Origin of the sequence: Corynebacterium sp. SCR221107 (assembly GCF_027886475.1) — a bacterium.
In the GTDB taxonomy this organism is placed as follows: Bacteria; Actinomycetota; Actinomycetes; order Mycobacteriales; family Mycobacteriaceae; genus Corynebacterium.
In genome coordinates, this window is sequence record NZ_CP115670.1 from 1,254,951 (window position 1) to 1,274,206 (window position 19,256).

Genomic DNA, 19,256 nt, shown 5'->3' on the forward strand with positions numbered 1-19,256 from the left:
TTGCCTGCTTTCCGACGCTCACCTGCGGCCAGCGCACCGCACCTCCTTCGCCGTTCCGCGGCCACGTTGGAGGGTGTGCACCCGGGAAAACGAGCTGGGGCGGTACAAGCAGGAGCAGGGATCCGCCGTCAATGAGCATGGATAGCAGCGTGGGCGCAGGTGCCTACAAACAATTATCCGGATTGTTCAACGATGTGGAACTCTTAAGACTCTAGTAGGGACCACCTATAAACCAATAGGTAGCCCCCTGAAGAGTTGCCCACGATTCTATTGCATGGTTTGCATGTATGTGAAGCTAATAATCAATTACGTTCACAGATTCGCAAGAGCGTCGCAGGCATATGCCTTGCACTGTTGCCTGTGTATCCCGGTCGTGCGCCTTGCTGGGGCTGCGATCGAAGGTCTGTGTCGCCAGGGGTTTTGAAGGCAAAGACAATGGAGGAGTGCAGGCGGAGAGTAGTCGAGCGCGCGGGGGCGCGAGACAGCGGGCTGCGGATTGTTGACCGCGGACTGTTGCCACACTGTTTGGCCGCGGCCGTGGGCTTGCCGACCTTGGCGTCGGAAAGCAGCGCGGCGAGGCGGCTATGGCAGGAATGGTCCAAGCGAACTCAGGGGAACGCGGCAATGGGGGACCGCTGCAATGGGGGAATGCAGCAACAGGGGAAATATGGCGCTGGGGGGCGCAGCAACGGGGAAGCGTAGCTTTGGGAAAACGGCATGGCGCGACACGCGGCAGGTGGTGTGCGCGACCGACTGTGCAAGAGGCGACGCAAGAAACTGTGCAGGAGGGGCGCACCTAGCTGCACCAATGACGGGGCACGAACAAGGGCAAGGAACCTTTCGCATGGCTGCACACACGGACTCTGGGGGTGTGTGGGTCTAGCAACAATGACAACCGAACGTGCCAGTTAAGGATTCTTTTCAATGGGTGCTGTGTTCTGACATTTTCTCGCGGGGTGCAGTGGGGTGGTCGTGTCCTTTAGTGTGGTGGGCGTCGGATAGCCTCAAAGGGGTGGGAAAAGGGGCGCTTGGGGCGGAAGTCAGACGTGGCTGTGCAACAGGTGTTCGAAAAAAGGTGGCTCGTGGCTGAAGCGGTGGTAGAAATATAAGAATGACTTCGCATCTTATTCACGGGCTCTGGCACAAAGATAGTGGCCTGCACCTGTGGATCGAGCAAGTCGAAGGACACCGCATCGTGACTCCTAAGGACGTCCCGGAAGGGGTCTTTCCTTCCGTCATCGAGGCCGTGATCCGTGGCAAGCAGTTCCGGCCACGGCTACGCGCCACGCTGCTGACGCCCAAGGGGCGCAAAGTGCAACTCCCCATGCCCACGGTGGCATTCGCCCCGGCGCAAGCGGTGGAAATCCTAGCGCAGATTCACCAGATCTCCCCGGTGACCGCGAGCAAGGAACAACGTGAGACCTTAGCGCAGGACCTCATGTGGCTGGCGCACATGGAGGCGGGGCTGGAGCAATTCGTGCGCGCCGGGCGCGTGACCATCAAACTGGGCTTCTACGACCACCAATGGTGGCCTTCCTGGCAACTGGCAAGCGGGCTATCGGAACGCGGCTGGGTTGCGCAGATGACGGCGGCAGCGCCCGGGGTGCTCATCGCCAACGGCGGGGCCGCGGTGGCTGAAGACATTGCCGCGGAGCTGCCGCATTGGATCGCCACCCGCATCCTCAGCGAGCTCGCCGAGACCCCGCGGCCGAGCCCCTGGCACGACTTTTCCAAAGCCCTCCTGGACACAAAGCCGCTGCGCCGTGGCTCCGCGCAGCTGGTCACCGCCCTCGGTGCATGGAAGGACTCCATCAAGTCCGCCGACCTGCAGCTGGTGTTTATCGTCGAGGAACCGCCCCGAGACATCGAAGAATTTGACGTCGACGATGTCACGAACATGGTCTGGCCGGTGCGCGTGCAGGTGCGCTCCGGGGTGGATTCGCCGATCCCCATCCACCCAGGCCAGCTCGACCGCTCCTCCATGCAGCGCCTGGAGGTGCTGCACCGGGAGGCGCTGCTTTATGCCCCCGTGCTTGACCCGAATCGGGAGCTGGCCTTCGGCCACCCCGCCAACGGCACCGCCATGCGCTGGGGGCTCGAGGCCGAGGATAACGCAGGCAAGTGGGACGCCTACCTTTCCACCGACGAGTTGGTCGAGTTCATCCGAACCGGCGTGCCCGCGCTGCGTAAGCAGCGTTTCACCGTCCTGCTGCCGCGCGCCTGGAACACTCAGGAAACCGTGGCCCGGATCAACATCGGGGAGAAGGCAGACGGCCCCACCCAGTCGATGGTGGGGATGAACCAGATCGTCGACTACAACTGGCGCGTGTCGGTGGGCGATGTGGAACTTTCCGATACCGAAATGCGGGAGCTCATCAACTCCAAGTCCGGTCTCATCCGCCTGCGCGGGGACTGGGTCATGGCCGACACCAACGCGGTCAAAAGGGTCGGCGAGTACATGGAACAGCTCGCGCAGATGCAAAAGAAGAAGCGCGAAGCGGAGGTCAACGCCGCCCTCATGAAGGCGGAGATGGCACGCCAGCTCGAGCAGCCAGGCTGGCAGCTGCTTGCGATCAAGGCCGAGAAATTAGCGAAGGAATTCGAGGACTCCTTCGCAGTCGACGGCTCGGTGACCATCGCCGACCTGCGCAAGCTTGCCCTCGAACACCTCAAAGACGAGCCGATCGAATATACCGGCAACAACTGGCAGGCAGCGCTTGCCGGCGGGGTGCCCGACTTCGACTCTCCCGCGCCGGTGCGCGTGGACATTCCCGATACCGTCCATGCACAGCTGCGCGACTATCAGCGCCGTGGCGTGGACTGGATCCACTGGATGGCACGAAACCACTTAGGCGCCGTGCTTGCCGACGACATGGGTCTTGGCAAAACCCTGCAATTGCTCACGGTCGAGGCAGCGGAGCGCGCGGAGGCGGCAGCAGAGGCAGACCACGCTGGGGAGCGCGGCGGACTTGGGCCCTCGTTGGTCGTGGCTCCGACGTCGGTGGTGGGCAACTGGGCGCGGGAGGTGGCCAAGTTTGTGCCCAGTTTTAAGGTGCTCGTCCACCACGGGACTGGGCGCGCCAAAGACGAGGATTTCATCGAGCACGTCGGGGACTACGACCTGGTGATCACCAGCTACGGAACCATGTCTCGCGACCACAAGACCTTGGCGCAGGTGCGCTGGCACCGGGTGACCTTGGACGAGGCTCAGCAGATCAAAAACTCCGGCACTAAGGTCTCCAAGGCCGTGCGTTCTTTGGTCTCCGCTCAGCGCGTGGCGCTGACCGGAACGCCGGTGGAAAACCGGCTGTCTGAGCTGCGCAACATCATGGACTTTTGCAACCCGGGAATTTTGGGCGATGCCTCCACTTTCCGCAATCACTTCGCCTCCGCTATCGAAAAGAGCAAGGACGAGCAGCAAACCGAGCGCCTGCGTGCCCTGACCGCGCCTTTTATCCTGCGCCGGTTGAAGACGGATCCCGCGATCATCGACGATCTGCCGGAGAAGACGGAGGTCGTAATCACAGTAGACATGACCACCGAGCAGGCAGCGCTGTACCAGGCCTTCGTGGAATCGCTTGAGCAGGCGCTCAGCTCCGCGGTGGGCATGGCGCGCCGCGGATTGGTGTTGGCATCGTTGACGAAGATCAAGCAGATCTGCAATCATCCGGCGCACTTCCTCGGGGATGGCTCGTCCATGCTGATCAAGGGCAAGCACCGCTCCGGCAAGGTCGCGGAGTTGATGAACCTCATCGAGGAGGCGCAGCAGTCCGGGCAGCGCATGCTCATCTTCACCCAGTACAAGGTCTTCGGTGAGATGCTTGCCGAGTACCTCTCGGATTTTTTTGGGCGAAGCATCCCCTTCCTGCACGGCGGGGTTTCCAAAACTGGGCGTGACACGATGGTGGAAGAATTCCAATCGCCCGACGGGCCGCCGGTGATGGTGTTGTCGCTCAAGGCGGGCGGCACCGGCTTGAATCTCACGGCCGCCTCCATCGTGGTTCACATGGATCGCTGGTGGAACCCCGCGGTGGAAAACCAAGCCACCGACCGGGCCTTCCGCATCGGGCAGATGAAAAATGTCACCGTCTACAAGATGATTACCGCCGGTACCCTCGAGCAATCCATCCAGGATCTGCTCGACGGAAAGACCAAACTGGCTAACGCCGTTGTGAGTGAGGGCGAAGGATGGCTTACTGAGCTTTCTACTGAGGAGCTGTCCTTGCTCATGAGCTACAAGGGAGGATCGACCGTATGACCACCGAGAAACCGGGCACCGGCGGGCGCAAGAAGGCCATCGTGGAAGACAACGTCATCCACGTCAACTTCGGGGCGCGCCGCGCCAAGCCCGAGCGCGGAAGCGTCAAGGGCACGGGCGACGGTGAGCACAAGCTGGCTACCACCACCTCGATCGCGAAAAACCGCAGGAAGCAGGTTGTTTTTCACCTCGGCCCCGATGATGACGTCGAGGACGAAACGATCGATGAGAAAAAGCCTCTGCGAAAGTCCCCGGGTGTCGACACACTCAGCGAGCACATTCGCCAGGCCGACGAGGCTGAGCATGCCCAGAAAGAAGCAGAAGGCGAGGAATCGGACCCCGAACCAGCTGGATCCACCGGTGCAGAAACCGGAGGGTCGGACACGGGTTCGGATACCGAGCGCGACGTTGACCTCTCCGAATTTGGCGAGTCTGACAAGCCGGGGTCCTTCTTCATCGAGGCCGTCCGTCTCAACACGGATCCGGGCAGATTTCGGCGCGGGAAGTCCTATGCCGGTGAGGGGCATGTCTTGAACCTCGCGTTCAAAGATGGCGTGATCAGCGCCGATGTGGCAGGATCCCAGCCGATGCCGTTCCACACCAGCTTCGTACTCGGCTACCGATCAGCCGATGACCTTGTGTCCGTGGAGAAATACCTGGGCGAGCACCCCCACGCCTTCAACGACATCCGCCAGGGCAGGCTGCCCTGGGCACTCCAGCAGGTGCTGTTCGCCGACGCGCCGGGCACCGTGCGTGTGCGCTGCAGCTGCCCAGACCCGCACCCGTGCTGCAAACACGGCGTGGCGCTCGCGTTTGCTGTTAGCGACGCCCTCGATAAGGACCTTCGCCTAGCCTTTAGGCTGCGCGGGATTGAGCTTGATGAGGTAGAGCAGCGGGTCGTCGCGCGAACGAAGCAGCTCGCCCAGGACAAGGCGGCGCTGTCACAGGAGAATTTCTGGGACGGCCCAGGCCTGCCGGATCTACCGAACCCGAAAACCGCCCCGGTCATCGACGACTCGGAGATGCCGCTGCTGCACAAGGCGATGCGCTTGATCAGCTACACCTCCATCGACGAGCTGCGGGCGGTGTCCGACATAGAAGATATGTACGAATTCCTCACCCGCGAGCCCTAAGAAACCGGAGGCGATTGTGCAGCTTGAGGAAAAAGGGCGGAGTCGGCGCCAGTTGAAGGTATCCGGGAGGCGCACAGGCACAGGGGTAGGGCGCGTTTTGTCGAAAACTCGTGTCGTAGGTGCATGCTAAACATGTGAGCATGCACGTGAAATTCCTCCATTCCTCTGATCTTCAGATCGGCATGCGGCGCAGCTTCCTAGGCGAGGAAGCGCAGCCGCGTTTTGACGCCGCCCGGATTGACGCGATAGCGAAACTCGGTGAGATTGCAGTTGCACAGGGCTGCTCCTTTATCGTCATCGCCGGGGATGTCTTTGAGCACAACGCGTTGAAAGACCGCACCATCTTGCGCGCGCTGGAGCAACTGAAAAGCTTGGCCGTGCCGGTATACCTCTTGTCCGGTAACCACGACCCGCTGACCGCGGACTCCTATTTCTATAAGGCCCAAGAACTAGAAGGAGTCACTGTCTTCTTTGATTCCGAGCCGATCGAAGTGGAGGTACCTGGCGGAACCATTGAGCTCATCGGTGCGCCTTTGAAGAGTAAATACGCCTCGCACGATCTGGTGGGTCAGGCGATTAAGGACCTTCAGCCCTCGAATCGCATCCGGATCGTGGTGGGGCATGGGCAGGTTGATTCCTATGGCACCGAAAACACCGCCGCCCTGGTGGATTTGGCGTTGGTGGAATCGAAGCTAAAGGATGGGAGTATCGACTATGTGGCCATGGGTGATACACACTCCGCGCAGCCGATTGGAACCAGCGCCAAGGTGTGGTTTTCGGGGGCGCCGGAAGTCACCGATTTCCACGAGATCCCAGGAGGCGGCGGTGAGAACAACTCCGGCCACGCGTTGGTAGTGGAGATCACGAAAAAAGAAAGCGCGGCGGGCGAGGGCGCTCAAGGGGTGTCGTCGGCCGTTGCCGTCACCGAGGTCCCAGTGGGCAGCTGGCGATTTGATGCAATCACCAAGGAGATCAATTCCATGGCCGAGGCTGAGGAATTCATCGCCGAGCTCGACGCCTATCCGAGCAAAGATCGAACGGTTATCAAATACGCGCTCATCGGCACCGTCGATATCGCCACCTATCGCTTCCTTGAGAATGAACTAGGCATCCGTTCCCAGGTCTTTGCGGCACTGTATGAACGCACCCGCCTGATGGATCTGCACCTAGAGCCCAGCGAGGAAGACCTCGAAGCCCTAGGCGAGGGCGGATTTATCGCCCGCACGCTCGAGGAGCTGCTTGCCCTTGCCCGCATCGACGATGCAAGTGACCAAGCAACTGCCCGCGACGCGCTGAACCTGCTTTTTCGGCTGAGCAAGGAGAACTAACATGCGGATTATTTCCCTCGAGATCACCAACTACCGTTCCCTGAAAAAGCTCACGCTTAGCGAGCTCGATGACCATGGCGTGATCCTCATTAGCGGTGAGAATGAGCAGGGTAAGTCCACCGTGGTCGAGGCACTCAACAACGTGTTGTGGACAAAGTACTCCTCCAAGAACGCTTCGGTGCGCGCGGCTAAAACCATCAACGGTACGGAACCGCCGGAGGTGCGCCTGCACGCGCGCATGGGATCCACGGAATTTGTGATCTACAAGCGATTTATCAATCGACCAGCAGCAACGTTGGAGATTATCAGCCCACGCAAGGCAAACTACTCGGACAATGAGGCAGACGATAAGCTGCGCGAGTTGCTCGCCGACAACCTGGATGTGGACTTAGCCAAGGCGATGTTCATCACCCCAGACAACGCTGGCCTGTCCTTCCAACCGGCCGCCCTAGGCGCGCTGACCAGCGCGCTAGACAAGCAATCCGGTGGGGACTCGGGCACGGATGCCACGGGCATCATAGCCGCGGCCCAGCAGGAGTTCGAACGTTACTACACCGCCAAGGGAAAGCCTCGCGCGGAACTGCTTGCGGCCCAAGAGGCTTTGGACAAGGCGCAGGCGCGCACGGCCGAGGCGCAGGCGCGCGTCGATGCCCTGACCCATGATGTCGCCGAGGTAGAAGCGCACACCATGCATAAGGCCAAGGCGGAGGCAGAGCTTCCAGGGGCAAGGGACGTACTCCGGAAGGCCACCGAGGAACTCGAGGCGGCCGTGGCAGCCAGCGAGGTTGCCGACGGCGCCCGCAAACAGTGGGACCTTGCCCGAACGAATCTCGAGCTGGTCACCGAAAGGCTCACCGCGCGCCGGGAGTTGGTTGCCACGGTGCAAGCGCACGCCGCCGAGCTCACGGCGCTCGAGGCACAGCTCGAGGAAATCACCGAGGCAGCCCAGGCGGAAGCCGCGCGCGTCGAGGAAGCAAACAAGGCCCACCTTGAGGCGGTAGAAAAGCGTAATGTGGCCCGCGAGCGTCGAGGGGAAGCCCAGGATATCGTGCGGCTGGCGAAGATCAAGAAGCAATCAGACGAGGACGCTGCGCTGCTAGAAGAGCTTTCCGCCTTGGAGGTTCCAGAGGTCCCCACTACGAAGGTCACCAAGGACGCACTCGAGCAGATTGCCGCGGCCGCCGAGGATCTGCGGGTGGCAGCCCGCGCGGTGGAGATGGCGGCGCCGAAAGTGGAAGTTTCCGCAGCCGAGCCCACCACCATTTCCCGCGACGATGAGGACCTCACCGTCGATTCGACTCCCCAGCAATTTGTTGCGGCTGCCGCTACTACCTTGCGCATCGGCGGGGTCAGCGTACGCATCGACCCAGGCGATGTGGTCGATTCCCGCCACGTGGAACTGGCCCAGGCGCACCTTGATGGGTTGCTGGCCAGGGTCGGTTGCCTAAGCCTCGAGGCCGCCCGGCTGGAGCTTGAGCAGGTTGAAGCCGCCACGGCCCAGGCTGATGAAGTGCGCAAGCGTCGCAACGTATTGCTCAAAGACCGCAGCATCGACTCCCTCAGGGAATCGGTTGAAGCTGCCCGTACAATGCTTGCCGACGCTGAAGTGCCAGAAGTTGGTGAGGCGGAAAAGGCTCTTGAGCAGGCGGAGGTCGCCGTTGACGCAGCCCAGCAGGAAGCAGATGCCGCCCAAGCACGAGTCCACGGCTTAAGCGAGCGGCCGGCAGCGGCGAAGCTGGAGCGGTTCAGCGGCGGGCTCGAGCGGGTGAAGCAACAGCTTGAGGCTCAGCGCGCCTGTTTGGACGAGCTGGAGAAGACGCAGTCGCTAGAGGATCTGGAGTCGAGCTTTGACTCGGCACAGCGTGCCGAAGCAGAAAAGAAGGTGGTCTTTGAGCAGGCTGCGGCGGAGGCCTGCAAGATTGACGTCGATATTGCCAAGCGCACCGTGCAGGCTGCAGCCGCGAAAGAAGAAAAGGTTGCCGCGCGCATTCTCGAATCCGACTACGCCTTGGCGCGGCTGGAAGGTGCAATCGCCCAGGCGGCAGGTAGCGCCGAGGAGCTTGACCTCGCCCGCAGCGAGGAGGAAATTGCAGCGCGGCACCATGAGCGGGTCGCGCGCAGGGCGCAGGCTGCCAGGCTGTTGCTGGAGACGTTGCTCAAGCACCGGGACGAGGCGAGGCGTAAATATGAGGCGCCGTTTATCGCGGAGCTAGAGAAGCTGGCGCGCCCGGTGTTTGGGACAGAGGTCAGCTTCACCCTCAACGACAATCTGGACGTGGTCTCCCGGACCATCGAGGGGGTGACGGTGGAGGTTGATCAACTCTCCGAGGGGGCCAAGGAGCAACTCAGCCTGCTTACCCGGTTCGCGGTGGCACGCTTGGTCTCTTCCGAGGGGGTACCCATCATCATCGACGATCAGCTGGGGTCCACCGACGATGTGCGTTTGATGCATATGGGTACGGTCGTGCAGATGCTGGGGGATACCGAACAGGTCATTATCTTGACCGCCGCACCGGCGCGCTTTGACTACATCTCGGGCGCGGATGTGCGGGAGATGCGTTCCATCGCTGTCCCGGTTTAGATGCGTAAAAGCCGTGGGGCCTCGACCGGTCTTGGTCGAGGCTCCACGGGTGCAAGAGAAGCAAAAGATGAGGCAATGCCACAATCATCTTTTCCACGTTTCCCGGGCTAGGCAGCTGGAGGAAGGATGTCTGCCTAGCCCCAACACTCAGGCCCCAAAAGCCTGAGGTGGTCGTACACAGTAGCTCTAGAGAAAGCGAGCCATTAGGCCTGCTTGGTAGCGGAGCCGACGATCTCGATCTTGATTTCCTCGGACAGTAGGACGCCACCGGTCTTCATCGGGGCGTTGAAGTCAACACCGAAGTCCTTGCGGTTGATCTTGGTCTTGGCCTCGAAGCCCAGGCGGGTAACACCGAACGGATCCTCGGCGATGCCGTCGATCTCGACGTCCAAGGTGACCTCCTTAGTAACACCCTTGATGGTCAGGTCGCCGGTGACGGTGCCCTCGTCGCCCTTGATGTCGAACTTGGTGGCGTTGAAGGTCAGGGTCGGGAACTGCTCGACGGAGAAGAAGTCATCGCCCTTGACGTGTGCGTCGCGGTCATCGTTGCCGGTGTTAATGGAAGCGGACTGGATGGTGGCGGTAGCGGTGGAAGCTGCCTGATCCTCTTCGTTGAAGGTGAAGGAAGCCTCGAACTCGTCGAACTTGCCACGAACCTTGGTGACCATTGCGTGGCGGGTAATGAAGGAGATGGTGGAGTGTACCGGATCCAGGGTGAAGGTGCCGTTGAAGTTGCTCATGATGAAGCCTCTTTCTTAATGAAGTGTATTTTTATAAAGATATTTGTGCTGTGACCGCCAGTTTTCATCCTTGGCGTGAGTCATGGTGTGGTCACGGTTACCTGCCCCACAAGCCCATCCCGAAGGGGTGCTCCGTGGCGCTGGGGATAACTATACACCTTGTTGGTGATGTGTCAACAACAATGGGAAAATTCCGAGAAAGTTTCTTTATCACCGCAGGTGGAGGTGGCATTTTGCCATTGCGAAACAGACCGCTACTGTGTATGGCATGGAAGCTGAGCTGAATAAGAACGCCAGTTTTGGCGCTGCTGAAACTACACCTACTTCGGAGACAAGCTCCGAGCCCACCAACGCTGAAGGAAAGACCCCGCGTTGGTTAAACGAGCAGGAGCAGGAGTTCTGGCGCCTGCTGCTTGCCGCAAACCGCAAGATCGATCGCACCATCGACATTGCCCTCCAACAGGCCAACGGACTCACCTCGTCCGAGTTCGCCGTGTTGGTGACCTTATCCGAGGCCCCGTCGCGCGAGATGCGCTTGCGCGATCTGTGTGCTGAGCTGGACTGGGATCGCAGCCGCGCCTCCCACCAAATCACCCGCATGGAACGACGGGGTTTGGTGAACAAGTTTAAATGCGAGGCCGACGGCCGCGGCGTGATCATTACGCTGACCGCGGATGGCATGGAGCGCCTCAAAGAGGCCGCCCCCAGCCATGTGGAGACGGTTCGCCGCCTGGTGATCGATGACCTCAACCACGAGGACATTCCGGTACTCAACCGCTTCTATCGTGGCATCCTGGCCGAGGACGTCCTCGGCGCGGGTCTATACAGCACCTATTTCGAAAAAAAGTAAACACCAAGCGGGCTGCCTTATGAGCCTGTGTGCTTGAAAGTGGGTTCCTTAGCTTTCTTTTGGGGCAGACGCTTTCGCCTTTTCCTAAGTTCACGCTTCCGGCTTCTTTTGTCCAATGCAAGCACAAGCTAACACCACCTCGACTAAGTCCGCCAGGGCTTCAGCGGGGTGGTCTTTCTTTTCCCATCGCCTTCTCACGATCAGCGGTGTGAGGCCAGAAATGGAGCAGACGAAGGACGGTGATATTCAGCGGGTGACGTTTCCTGCGGTTACAAGCTCGCGGTGACCCTTAGGGGTAGAAAATCAGGGAATTTCTAGGTGGGATTCCCGATGCGCGCTATAGCCGTCGGCAAGCACAATGGAAACCGTAAGACAAAGCAAGCCGCACACGTTCGTGCGCACATGCCAGGCGCGGTGCCCTGTATACGTCTCAAGGTGCGGGGAAACGACGCTGCTGCGTCGCGGACCTGCTGCTATGCCGCTCGGGAACCGGGCAGTCGCTCACGAAGTTGCATCATCCATAACATTTCAAGGAGCTCCACCATGAATTCCGCCTATCCATTTGGCCAGCCCACCGACAACGCCAACGCCTATGCTGCAGGCTCATCCGGGGACTACTCTGGCGCATCGAGTGACGACACTTTTGCCAACGGCTTAACCGGTGGCACGACGGCGTCCGTGGGATCGGGCACGGGACTGCTGCAGCGCAGGCTGCGCCGATCGAGCACACAAAACCTCGTCGGCGGGGTGCTTTCCGGCATCGGTGAGACCTACAACATCAACACCACCTTGTTGCGGGTGGGGTTCATCGCCTCCATGCTGCTGCCTGGCCCGCAACTCCTGGCGTACGCGGCCGCATGGCTGATCATGCCCAGTGACACCACAACACGCCTGGTGTGATGAGATCGTTGCAGGCAAGGATGGATTTTTCTCCGCCGGTGCCGTGCGATGAGCTGGAGTGCCAAGTTGCGCAGATAAATGAAAATGCTTAAGCTAATGTCTCTTGAAGGGGAGTAGTTTACGCAGGCGATGTCCTTGCGTGGCTGGTCGACATACTGGCGGGTCCGTGCCTGCCCGGCCATCCAGCTTCGACGGGCGCGAGCACGTGTCGAAAGACACGCTCATTGCTTGGCGCGCTGTGTAGGAGTGAACGAGACCTTCGGATCGACCCAGTGGTGTCGGCCGAGGTCTCGATTTTTTATGCCCTCGACGCCGGTTCACCCTGCCTTGAGCTTCGTTTAAGGAAGGTGCCAATCCGTGGCCACACTTCAATCCGAGCAGCGCATTCTCGAGCTGTTTATGAAACTGTCCATCGCCACCGCCGTCGCCACCATCGCCTTGAAGGTGTGGGCCGCCGTTGCCACCGGCTCCGTGGGCTTTTTGTCCGATGCCATGGAGTCCGGCGTCAACCTTGCCGCCGCGGTGGTGGGCTTTATCGCGCTGAAGGTCTCTAGCAAACCAGCTGACGCCAACCATCACTTCGGCCACGGCAAGGCTGAGTACGTCTCCGCGCTCGTCGAGGGCGCGATGATCTTCGTGGCCTCCGGGGCGATTATTTACACCGCCATCGAGCGCCTCATGGCGCCGCAGCCCCTTGAGCAGCCCGGCATCGGCCTGCTGTTATCGACCGCCGCCTCCGTCCTTAACCTCATTGTCGGCGTGGCCTTGCTGCGCGCCGGCAAGAAGTACCGTTCGGCCACCCTTGAGGCCGACGGGCATCATTTGCTTACCGACGTCTGGACGTCCGTTGGCGTCCTTGTTGGCATTGCCGCGGTGGCTGTGACGGGCTGGCTGTGGCTCGACCCGGTTATCGCCTTGGCCGTCGGCGTCAACATCTTATATACCGGCTTTAAACTGTTGCGCCAGTCGCTGTCCGGGCTGCTGTCGGAGTCGCTGCCGAAGGAGGAAAACGATCACATTCGCGCCTACATCACACAATTCGGCAAAGACAACGACGTAGTGTTTACCTCCATGCGCTCGATCGCCTCGGGTCGCCAGCGTTTCGTCTACCTCATCATGGAGGTTGCCGGGGACATGTCGGTGGGGCGCAGCCATGAGATCTCCGATGCGATCGAGGAGGGGATCGACGAGCTTCTTGGCGGCGCCGAGACCTTTGTGCACATCGAGCCCAAGGGGCACTCGCGTCCTGAACGGGTGACCGTCCGCCACTCGCGTTAACGCCTGCTCGCGGCACGGTCGCCGCGTGATTGAGAGGCATGTGATTGATTGGCACGGCCTAATTAACTCAACTTGTTGTTAGGCTTACCGTTCTGGCAGCCCGCGCCAGCAAGGTGGTAAGTTGATGAGAGTGAATAGGCCACGTACAAACAAGCCCCAGCCTCGGCGCAATGCCGGGGTGGGGCTTGTCGGCTTATTGGGGCCGGCTTTCGTAGCCTCGGTCGCCTATGTTGACCCCGGCAACGTGGCAGCCAACATTACCGCGGGCGCGCGCTATGGCTACCTATTGGTTTGGGTGCTGGTCTTGTCCAACCTCATGGCCGTGTTCATCCAGTACCAATCCGCGAAGCTGGGAATCGTTACGGGCAAATCCCTACCCGCAATGATGGGGGATAGACTCCCCCGCGGCACCCGCATCGTGATGTGGGCTCAGGCCGAGTTCGTTGCCATCGCTACTGACCTCGCTGAGGTCGTTGGTGGCGCAATCGCGCTCAACCTGCTCTTCGACCTGCCACTGCTGTGGGGTGCCGTTATCACCGGTGCCGTCTCCTTTGCCTTGCTCTTGTTCCAAGGTCGAAAGCAGCGCGTATTAGAACGCGTGGTCATCGGCCTGCTCGTCATCATCGCCTTTGGCTTTCTGGCCGGAATACTCATTGACCCGCCAGCCCCGGCGGCGGTGGCCACTGGGCTTATCCCTCGCTTCGCAGGCGCGGATTCGGTGTTGCTTTCAGCCTCGATGCTGGGTGCCACCGTGATGCCGCACGCGATCTACCTGCACTCCGCCTTGGTAAACGATCGATTCGGGTCAGGATCGACGGCTGACGGAAGCCGGATCGCGCGTCTGCTGCAAGCAACGAAGGTCGATGTGGTGTGGGCCTTGGCGATTGCCGGCGCGGTCAATATTGGCCTGCTCGTACTCGCCGCCAATGCCTTCTACGGCATGACGGGCACAGACTCCATCGAGGGGGCGCATGCCGCGATCGTCGCAACGCTTGGCGATGCGGTAGGTGTCATCTTTGCGGTTGGCCTTCTGGCATCCGGACTCGCGTCGACGAGCGTTGGCGCCTACGCTGGCGCGGAAATCATCAGGGGCATGCTCAAAGTCAGCGTTCCCATGTGGGTGCTGCGCCTTATCTCACTGATTCCGGCACTGGTGGTCCTCGCCTTCAAGGTTTCCCCCACGACCGCGCTGGTGTGGAGTCAGGCCATTTTGTCGCTGGGTATCCCCTTTGCCATCGTGCCACTGTTTCTCGCAACCGGTTCGAGGCGTGTCATGGGAAAGTACGCCGACAAGTTGGGAACCAAACTGATCGCCTGGATCCTTGCCGGATTGATCATCGCGCTCAATGTTGCACTCGTGATTTACTCCGTTGACGGCTAGGCGGCAGTGAGCCCAGGAACTCACAGGAGCACTGAGCAAGCTGGGGTCGCGATGTGAGAATACTTCAGGCTACGCGGAGAAGTTTCGCGCGAATGGGGAGACAGGAATCCGAAAAACCGCACTTATCGACGAACAGCCCCCGCCTTCATGGTGAAGACGGGGGGGGGCTAGAAGAAAGTGTCCCCGACAGGATTCGAACCTGCGACCTTTGGTACCGGAAACCAATGCTCTATCCACTGAGCTACGGAGACATTGCGTACAGGTGCTTTTCAGGCTGGCGAAGCCGCCGAAACGAGGAACATCCCCGTCGCTTGCACGCCTTAGCGATACTACCACTCCTGTATCGGGGGTTAGAAATTCCGGTCGCCTTGGAGTGTTTTGTACCGACATTATCCATCGCTTATGGCGCTTGCTTGGCGATGAAACTTGATCAATCAGGGCTTGCTGGAACTAGTTGGAGGCGATCCGTGGCGATCGGAGGATCCTGCAATTTCTGGGCCGCCGAACGCGCCGCTAGGCCATCATCCACCGTGAGGTTTCCGAGGGGCTAGCCACCGGCGGCCTCTGGATTCCCAGCATCGGCGGAGAACGGAGAACTGAGAACGCAGAATAGAGGCATTCTTCTTGGGCTGGCATTCGATACCTCATCACTTTCCACCGCTGCTTGAACAGCGGTGAACGGATCGCAAATACTCCTGAAATACCTCTACAGATACCTCTTGGCCGTCTTGGTTGGATGCGGATGCAGGGGCGTGACCAGTGGACTCTAGACCTGCGGCGGTCTTTGATGGAAAGTCCGCGGTTGCTTAGGTGCGTGATGCTTTAGCTGGGGTCGCACTAGTAGTCGAATCAGTTGAACTGGAATCATTCGTGCAGCCGACAAGCAGCGGGGCCGCAACGATGGCAATAGCGGTAATGGCCGGGCCGTATCGCAGGTAGGAGGTGCATTTTTTCTCATTATTCAAGGCAGCAGGAGGGTGCGGCTGTGGCAGCCATTGCATGCATCACCTAGCGCACTGGACTTTGTCATGGCGCATCGTGGCTTTTTGACGCAGCCTGAGTCGTTGCAGCCCGCTATGCGGATGTCCCAACCGCCCTTGTCTGTGTTAAGCGTTGTGCTTGGACAGAAGAAGACCCCAGCCGTGCAGTGATGCACGCTGGGGTCTTCAGTGGCTCGTGCTTAGTCGACGACCACGCAAATCAGGGTGCGCGGGCCATGCACGCCCTCAACGCGATTGAGCTCGATGTCGGAGGTTGCCGACGGACCCGAGATCATCGTGTTGGGTAGGGAGGGGTTGAGGCGAGCAACCATCTCTGGCACACCGTAGACGACGTTTTCCATACGCACGATGCAGACGTGGCAATCGGGAACCAACGTCAGCGCGCGACGGCCACAGTCTGGACCGGACTCCAGACAGATGGTGCCCGTCTGGGCGGAAGCCACGTGGGAGTCGGTGACCACGGCATCAACGTCGTTGAGCAAACGCGGATCCGAATCGGCGCTGTCCGCGGTAGCGGAACCTTCGAACGCCTCGAACAGGGACGCATCCAGGCCAGGTGCGTAGCGAACGTCCTTGGCGCCACGATCGTCCAGGATCTGGGCGATGTCGAGGGCGAGGGTGTCCTTGGTGGAGCGAACAACCTGTGCTTTGTAGTCAATGAGGCGGTCGATCAAAAGATCGCGCAGCTCATCGTGGGGCAGCTCGGTGGACTGGATGTAGTCGCGGGAGGTGGGGTAGGCACCCTCCGGAACCTTGGCCAGCTTGTTGGCATTGCGGATGCGGGTGAGGATCTCAGTTTTTGCGTCCATCTCGCATTACTCCTTTACGCTTCGTCAGCGTCGGTCGAAGGAACGCCCTCGCGGCGTGCGTCAGCAAGCAACTTCTGGGCTTCGTCGGTGTCGAACCACTGGCGGAAGGACTTCTTCGGCGGCACGGCGGTGTCGCGGACATCTGTCCAGCCGGCCAAGAAGCTCGGCAGGTGGGTGATCTTTCCGTTCGTGCCACCCAGCACGCGACCTAGGAAGACCATCTTGGTGACGGTGTTCCACAGGTTCTTGTTGCCCCATGCCAGCTGCATGGCACCCATGATGCCGGCCTCGATCTTCGGCTTGTCCGTCTCAATCTTCTGGTGGCGCAGCTCCAGGAGGATGTCGGTGAACGGAATCTTCACAGGGCAAACCTCGTTGCAGCGGCCGCACAGGGAGGAAGCATACGGCAGGTAAGCCGAAGGATCGTGCTTGTCCTTGATGCCCGTCAACTGCGGAGTCAAGATGGCGCCGATCGGGCCGGGGTAGGTAGAGCCGTAGGCGTGGCCACCAGCGCGCTCATAAACCGGGCAGACATTCAGGCAGGCGGAGCAACGGATGCACTTGAGGGCCTCACGGCCTTGCTCGTCGGCAAGCACGGCGGTACGACCGTTATCGACAAGGACGATGTGGAAGTTCTTCGGCCCATCGCCGTCGGTGACACCCGACCACGTGGAAACATACGGTGCCTGGCGCTCGCCGGTGGAGGAACGCGGCAGCAGCTGCAAGAAGACCTCGAGGTCGCGGAAGGTCGGCAAGATCTTCTCAATGCCCATGACCGAGATCAGGGTCTCCGGCAGGGTCAGGCACATACGGCCGTTACCCTCGGATTCCATGATGGTGACGGTGCCGGTCTCGGCGATGCCGAAGTTGGCGCCGGAGATGGCGACCTTGGCCTTCATGAACTGCTCGCGTAGGAAGGTACGCGAGGCCTCGGCCAGGTCGGCGGGTTCAGTGGTCAAAGACTCATCGGTGTGCGGCATCTCGCGGATGAAGATGTCACGGATCTCGGCGCGGTTGCGGTGGATAGCCGGAACCAGGATGTGGGACGGGCGATCCTTACCCAGCTGCACAATGAGCTCGGCGAGGTCGGTCTCACGAGCGCCGATGCCTTCCTTCTTGAGGTGCTCGTTGAGGCCTATCTCCATGGTGGCCATGGACTTGATCTTGACCACGTTCTTCTCGCCGGTTTCCTTGACCAGGCCGGTGATGATCCGGCAGGCCTCTTCCGCATCGCGAGCCCAGTGGACGTGGCCGCCGCGGGCGGTGACAGCCTCTTCGAACTGCACGAGCAGCTCGTCCAAGCGGGCTCCCACGTCGCGTTTGATGTCCGAACCAGCCTGGCGCAGCGCCTCCCAGTCGGAGATCTCGCTGGTGACGCGCATACGCTTGTCACGAATGGTGGTGGTGGCCTTGGTCAGGTTGCGGCGCTGAGTGGCATTGTTCAGGCCCTCATTGGCGGCCTTAACGAAGTTGTCGCCGAGGCGCAGCTCCGAGGACTCAGAGGCGCGCGGGGGCAGGGTCGGGGTGCCGAGAAAGACGCTCACAGCATGAACTCCTTCGAGTAGACAGCCGAGGTGGGGGTCCACGGGTGCTCCTTGGTGGAGGCGAGGATCTCGGCGAGGTGGATAGCGCGGATGCCCACGTGCTGGCGAGAAAGAGCGCCGGCGATGTTCATCAGGCAAGAGGAATCGCCGCCGGTGACGTACTCGACGCCGGTGGACTCGATGTTGCGGGCTTTGTCAGAGACCATGGCCGCAGAGGTAGCGGCATTTTTCAGCGAGAAGGTGCCGCCGAAGCCACAGCATTCTTCCTTATTGGGCAGGTCGATAAGCTGCAGGCCCTCGACGTTCTCCAACAGACGGTATGGGCGATCGCCAAGCCCAATGAAACGCAGGCCGTGGCAGGAGGGGTGGTAGGTGACCTTGTGCGGGAAGAAGGCACCGACGTTATCAACGCCAGCGACATCGATGAGGAATTCCGGCAGGTCCAGGGACTTCTTGGCGGCGGTCTTGGCGCCGTCCTGCAAAGCCTTGGAACCATAACGGTGAGCAATGTGCTCGTGCTGTTCGCGCACGGCGCCGATGCAGGAACCGGAAGGGGCTACGACGTAATCGATCGAAGGATCGGAGAAAGCGTCGACGTAGTTCTCGATCAGCGGGATGGCTTCCTTCTGGTAGCCGGTATTGACGTGCATCTGGCCGCAGCAAGTCTGCTCCGGTGGGAACACGACCTCATAACCCAGGCGGGAAAGGATAACAGCGGTTGCCTTGGAAGCATCGGGGAACATGGCATCGCCGATGCAGGTAGAAAAGAGCGCAACTCTCACGGTTTCAAGCTCCTTTGAGTTGGGGGCTGATTTTATTGCCGGAATGCACGTTTATTCATACGTACGGGCGGCATTTAACGGACGTCTTTCATCCTAGCGAATTTTTAGAAATGATGAATCCAAAAAAAGGTGGCTAAGCAGGAATTATTTACGCAACGTTAGTGTTTCTAAAAGGCGTTCAAAGCTCAAAAACCCCATGCCATGGTTGGTGATGCCAGTTACTTTTCTGGATGGAAAGTGGCCGTTACGGTGCATGAAACCGGGCATGATGGGCAGTCGCTGGGGTGCATTGGTGGGGGTGCTTTCGGCGTAAGGCCGGGGTGCGATTGGTCTGACCAGAATGGCTTAGCTGCGAAAACATGTGGCGAATCTTGTAGAAAAACGTGTGGTGACGGTTCTCACATACAGTAAGCCAGTGTTAAGTGCTCACAGGATTGGCGTGATGTGGGGTGGTGCATAGTACAGTTGTCGGCAGAGGCGCATGGCCCAAGCTGTGGTGAGAACTGTCATTTAAATTTATGTTTAAATGTGTTTTCCTTGGGGAAAGCGCTTAGTTGAGAACTGAATATAGAAGCAAAATATAGTGCTAATAGTTGGACTATTTTCCGGTCGCATGGCGTTGTTATTTTTTTTAAAAGGCGAATTTTCGGCTTTTAAAAATTTTGTTTCTG

Annotated in this window: 12 protein-coding genes and 1 tRNA gene; 8 read left to right on the top strand and 5 right to left on the bottom strand. The window is 60.0% G+C overall.

Features of this window, described 5'->3' with window-relative positions; all coding sequences use genetic code 11:
- Positions 1 to 1,111 precede the first annotated feature (1,111 nt).
- The 4 genes from PAB09_RS05620 to PAB09_RS05635 all read left to right on the top strand — a co-directional run bounded on the left by PAB09_RS05620 (position 1,112) and on the right by PAB09_RS05635 (position 9,300).
- Positions 1,112 to 4,258, top strand: a complete 3,147-nt coding sequence (locus PAB09_RS05620) for a DEAD/DEAH box helicase (RefSeq protein ID WP_271035039.1) — start codon at positions 1,112 to 1,114, stop codon at positions 4,256 to 4,258.
- On the top strand, positions 4,255 to 5,391 hold the full coding sequence (locus tag PAB09_RS05625) for an SWIM zinc finger family protein (RefSeq protein ID WP_271035040.1): 1,137 nt from the start codon (positions 4,255 to 4,257) through the stop codon (positions 5,389 to 5,391). The genes PAB09_RS05620 and PAB09_RS05625 overlap by 4 nt, the downstream gene beginning before the upstream one ends.
- A gap of 140 nt (positions 5,392 to 5,531) precedes the next feature.
- A complete protein-coding gene (locus PAB09_RS05630; RefSeq protein WP_271035041.1) occupies positions 5,532 to 6,719 on the top strand; it encodes a metallophosphoesterase family protein in 1,188 nt (395 codons plus the stop codon).
- Between the two features lies 1 nt (position 6,720).
- Positions 6,721 to 9,300: an AAA family ATPase gene (locus PAB09_RS05635; RefSeq protein WP_271035042.1), complete on the top strand. Its 2,580-nt coding sequence runs from the start codon at positions 6,721 to 6,723 to the stop codon at positions 9,298 to 9,300.
- A 203-nt stretch (positions 9,301 to 9,503) separates the two neighbouring features.
- Here PAB09_RS05635 and PAB09_RS05640 read toward each other — a convergent pair whose 3' ends face one another.
- Positions 9,504 to 10,040 (bottom strand): YceI family protein, encoded by a 537-nt coding sequence (locus PAB09_RS05640; protein WP_271035043.1) that lies wholly within the window; start codon positions 10,038 to 10,040, stop codon positions 9,504 to 9,506.
- 268 nt (positions 10,041 to 10,308) lie between these two features.
- Between PAB09_RS05640 and PAB09_RS05645 the strand changes: the two genes are divergently transcribed.
- The 4 genes from PAB09_RS05645 to PAB09_RS05660 all read left to right on the top strand — a co-directional run bounded on the left by PAB09_RS05645 (position 10,309) and on the right by PAB09_RS05660 (position 14,449).
- Positions 10,309 to 10,890, top strand: a complete 582-nt coding sequence (locus PAB09_RS05645; protein ID WP_271035044.1) for a MarR family winged helix-turn-helix transcriptional regulator — start codon at positions 10,309 to 10,311, stop codon at positions 10,888 to 10,890.
- 696 nt (positions 10,891 to 11,586) lie between these two features.
- Positions 11,587 to 11,790 (top strand): PspC domain-containing protein, encoded by a 204-nt coding sequence (locus PAB09_RS05650; RefSeq protein ID WP_271035285.1) that lies wholly within the window; start codon positions 11,587 to 11,589, stop codon positions 11,788 to 11,790.
- 399 nt (positions 11,791 to 12,189) lie between these two features.
- Positions 12,190 to 13,068 (top strand): cation diffusion facilitator family transporter, encoded by an 879-nt coding sequence (locus PAB09_RS05655; protein WP_271035286.1) that lies wholly within the window; start codon positions 12,190 to 12,192, stop codon positions 13,066 to 13,068.
- A 124-nt stretch (positions 13,069 to 13,192) separates the two neighbouring features.
- A complete protein-coding gene (locus tag PAB09_RS05660; protein WP_271035045.1) occupies positions 13,193 to 14,449 on the top strand; it encodes an Nramp family divalent metal transporter in 1,257 nt (418 codons plus the stop codon).
- Between the two features lie 178 nt (positions 14,450 to 14,627).
- Here the strand turns inward: PAB09_RS05660 and PAB09_RS05665 are convergent.
- The 4 genes from PAB09_RS05665 to PAB09_RS05680 all read right to left on the bottom strand — a co-directional run bounded on the left by PAB09_RS05665 (position 14,628) and on the right by PAB09_RS05680 (position 18,585).
- Positions 14,628 to 14,700 (bottom strand) — tRNA-Arg (locus tag PAB09_RS05665).
- A 929-nt stretch (positions 14,701 to 15,629) separates the two neighbouring features.
- Positions 15,630 to 16,259, bottom strand: a complete 630-nt coding sequence (locus PAB09_RS05670; protein WP_271035046.1) for a LutC/YkgG family protein — start codon at positions 16,257 to 16,259, stop codon at positions 15,630 to 15,632.
- Positions 16,260 to 16,273: 14 nt separating this feature from the next.
- Positions 16,274 to 17,803, bottom strand: a complete 1,530-nt coding sequence (locus PAB09_RS05675) for a LutB/LldF family L-lactate oxidation iron-sulfur protein (protein ID WP_271035047.1) — start codon at positions 17,801 to 17,803, stop codon at positions 16,274 to 16,276.
- A complete protein-coding gene (locus PAB09_RS05680; RefSeq protein WP_271035048.1) occupies positions 17,800 to 18,585 on the bottom strand; it encodes a (Fe-S)-binding protein in 786 nt (261 codons plus the stop codon). The genes PAB09_RS05675 and PAB09_RS05680 overlap by 4 nt, the downstream gene beginning before the upstream one ends.
- Between the last annotated feature and the right edge of the window lie 671 nt (positions 18,586 to 19,256).

Coding starts and splice junctions, on each gene's coding strand:
- PAB09_RS05620 (WP_271035039.1), top strand. CDS start 1,112: ATGACTTCGCATCTTATTCACGGGCTCTGGCACAAAGATAGTGGCCTG.
- PAB09_RS05625 (WP_271035040.1), top strand. CDS start 4,255: ATGACCACCGAGAAACCGGGCACCGGCGGGCGCAAGAAGGCCATCGTG.
- PAB09_RS05630 (WP_271035041.1), top strand. CDS start 5,532: ATGCACGTGAAATTCCTCCATTCCTCTGATCTTCAGATCGGCATGCGG.
- PAB09_RS05635 (WP_271035042.1), top strand. CDS start 6,721: ATGCGGATTATTTCCCTCGAGATCACCAACTACCGTTCCCTGAAAAAG.
- PAB09_RS05640 (WP_271035043.1), bottom strand. CDS start 10,040: ATGAGCAACTTCAACGGCACCTTCACCCTGGATCCGGTACACTCCACC.
- PAB09_RS05645 (WP_271035044.1), top strand. CDS start 10,309: ATGGAAGCTGAGCTGAATAAGAACGCCAGTTTTGGCGCTGCTGAAACT.
- PAB09_RS05655 (WP_271035286.1), top strand. CDS start 12,190: ATGAAACTGTCCATCGCCACCGCCGTCGCCACCATCGCCTTGAAGGTG.
- PAB09_RS05660 (WP_271035045.1), top strand. CDS start 13,193: ATGAGAGTGAATAGGCCACGTACAAACAAGCCCCAGCCTCGGCGCAAT.
- PAB09_RS05670 (WP_271035046.1), bottom strand. CDS start 16,259: ATGGACGCAAAAACTGAGATCCTCACCCGCATCCGCAATGCCAACAAG.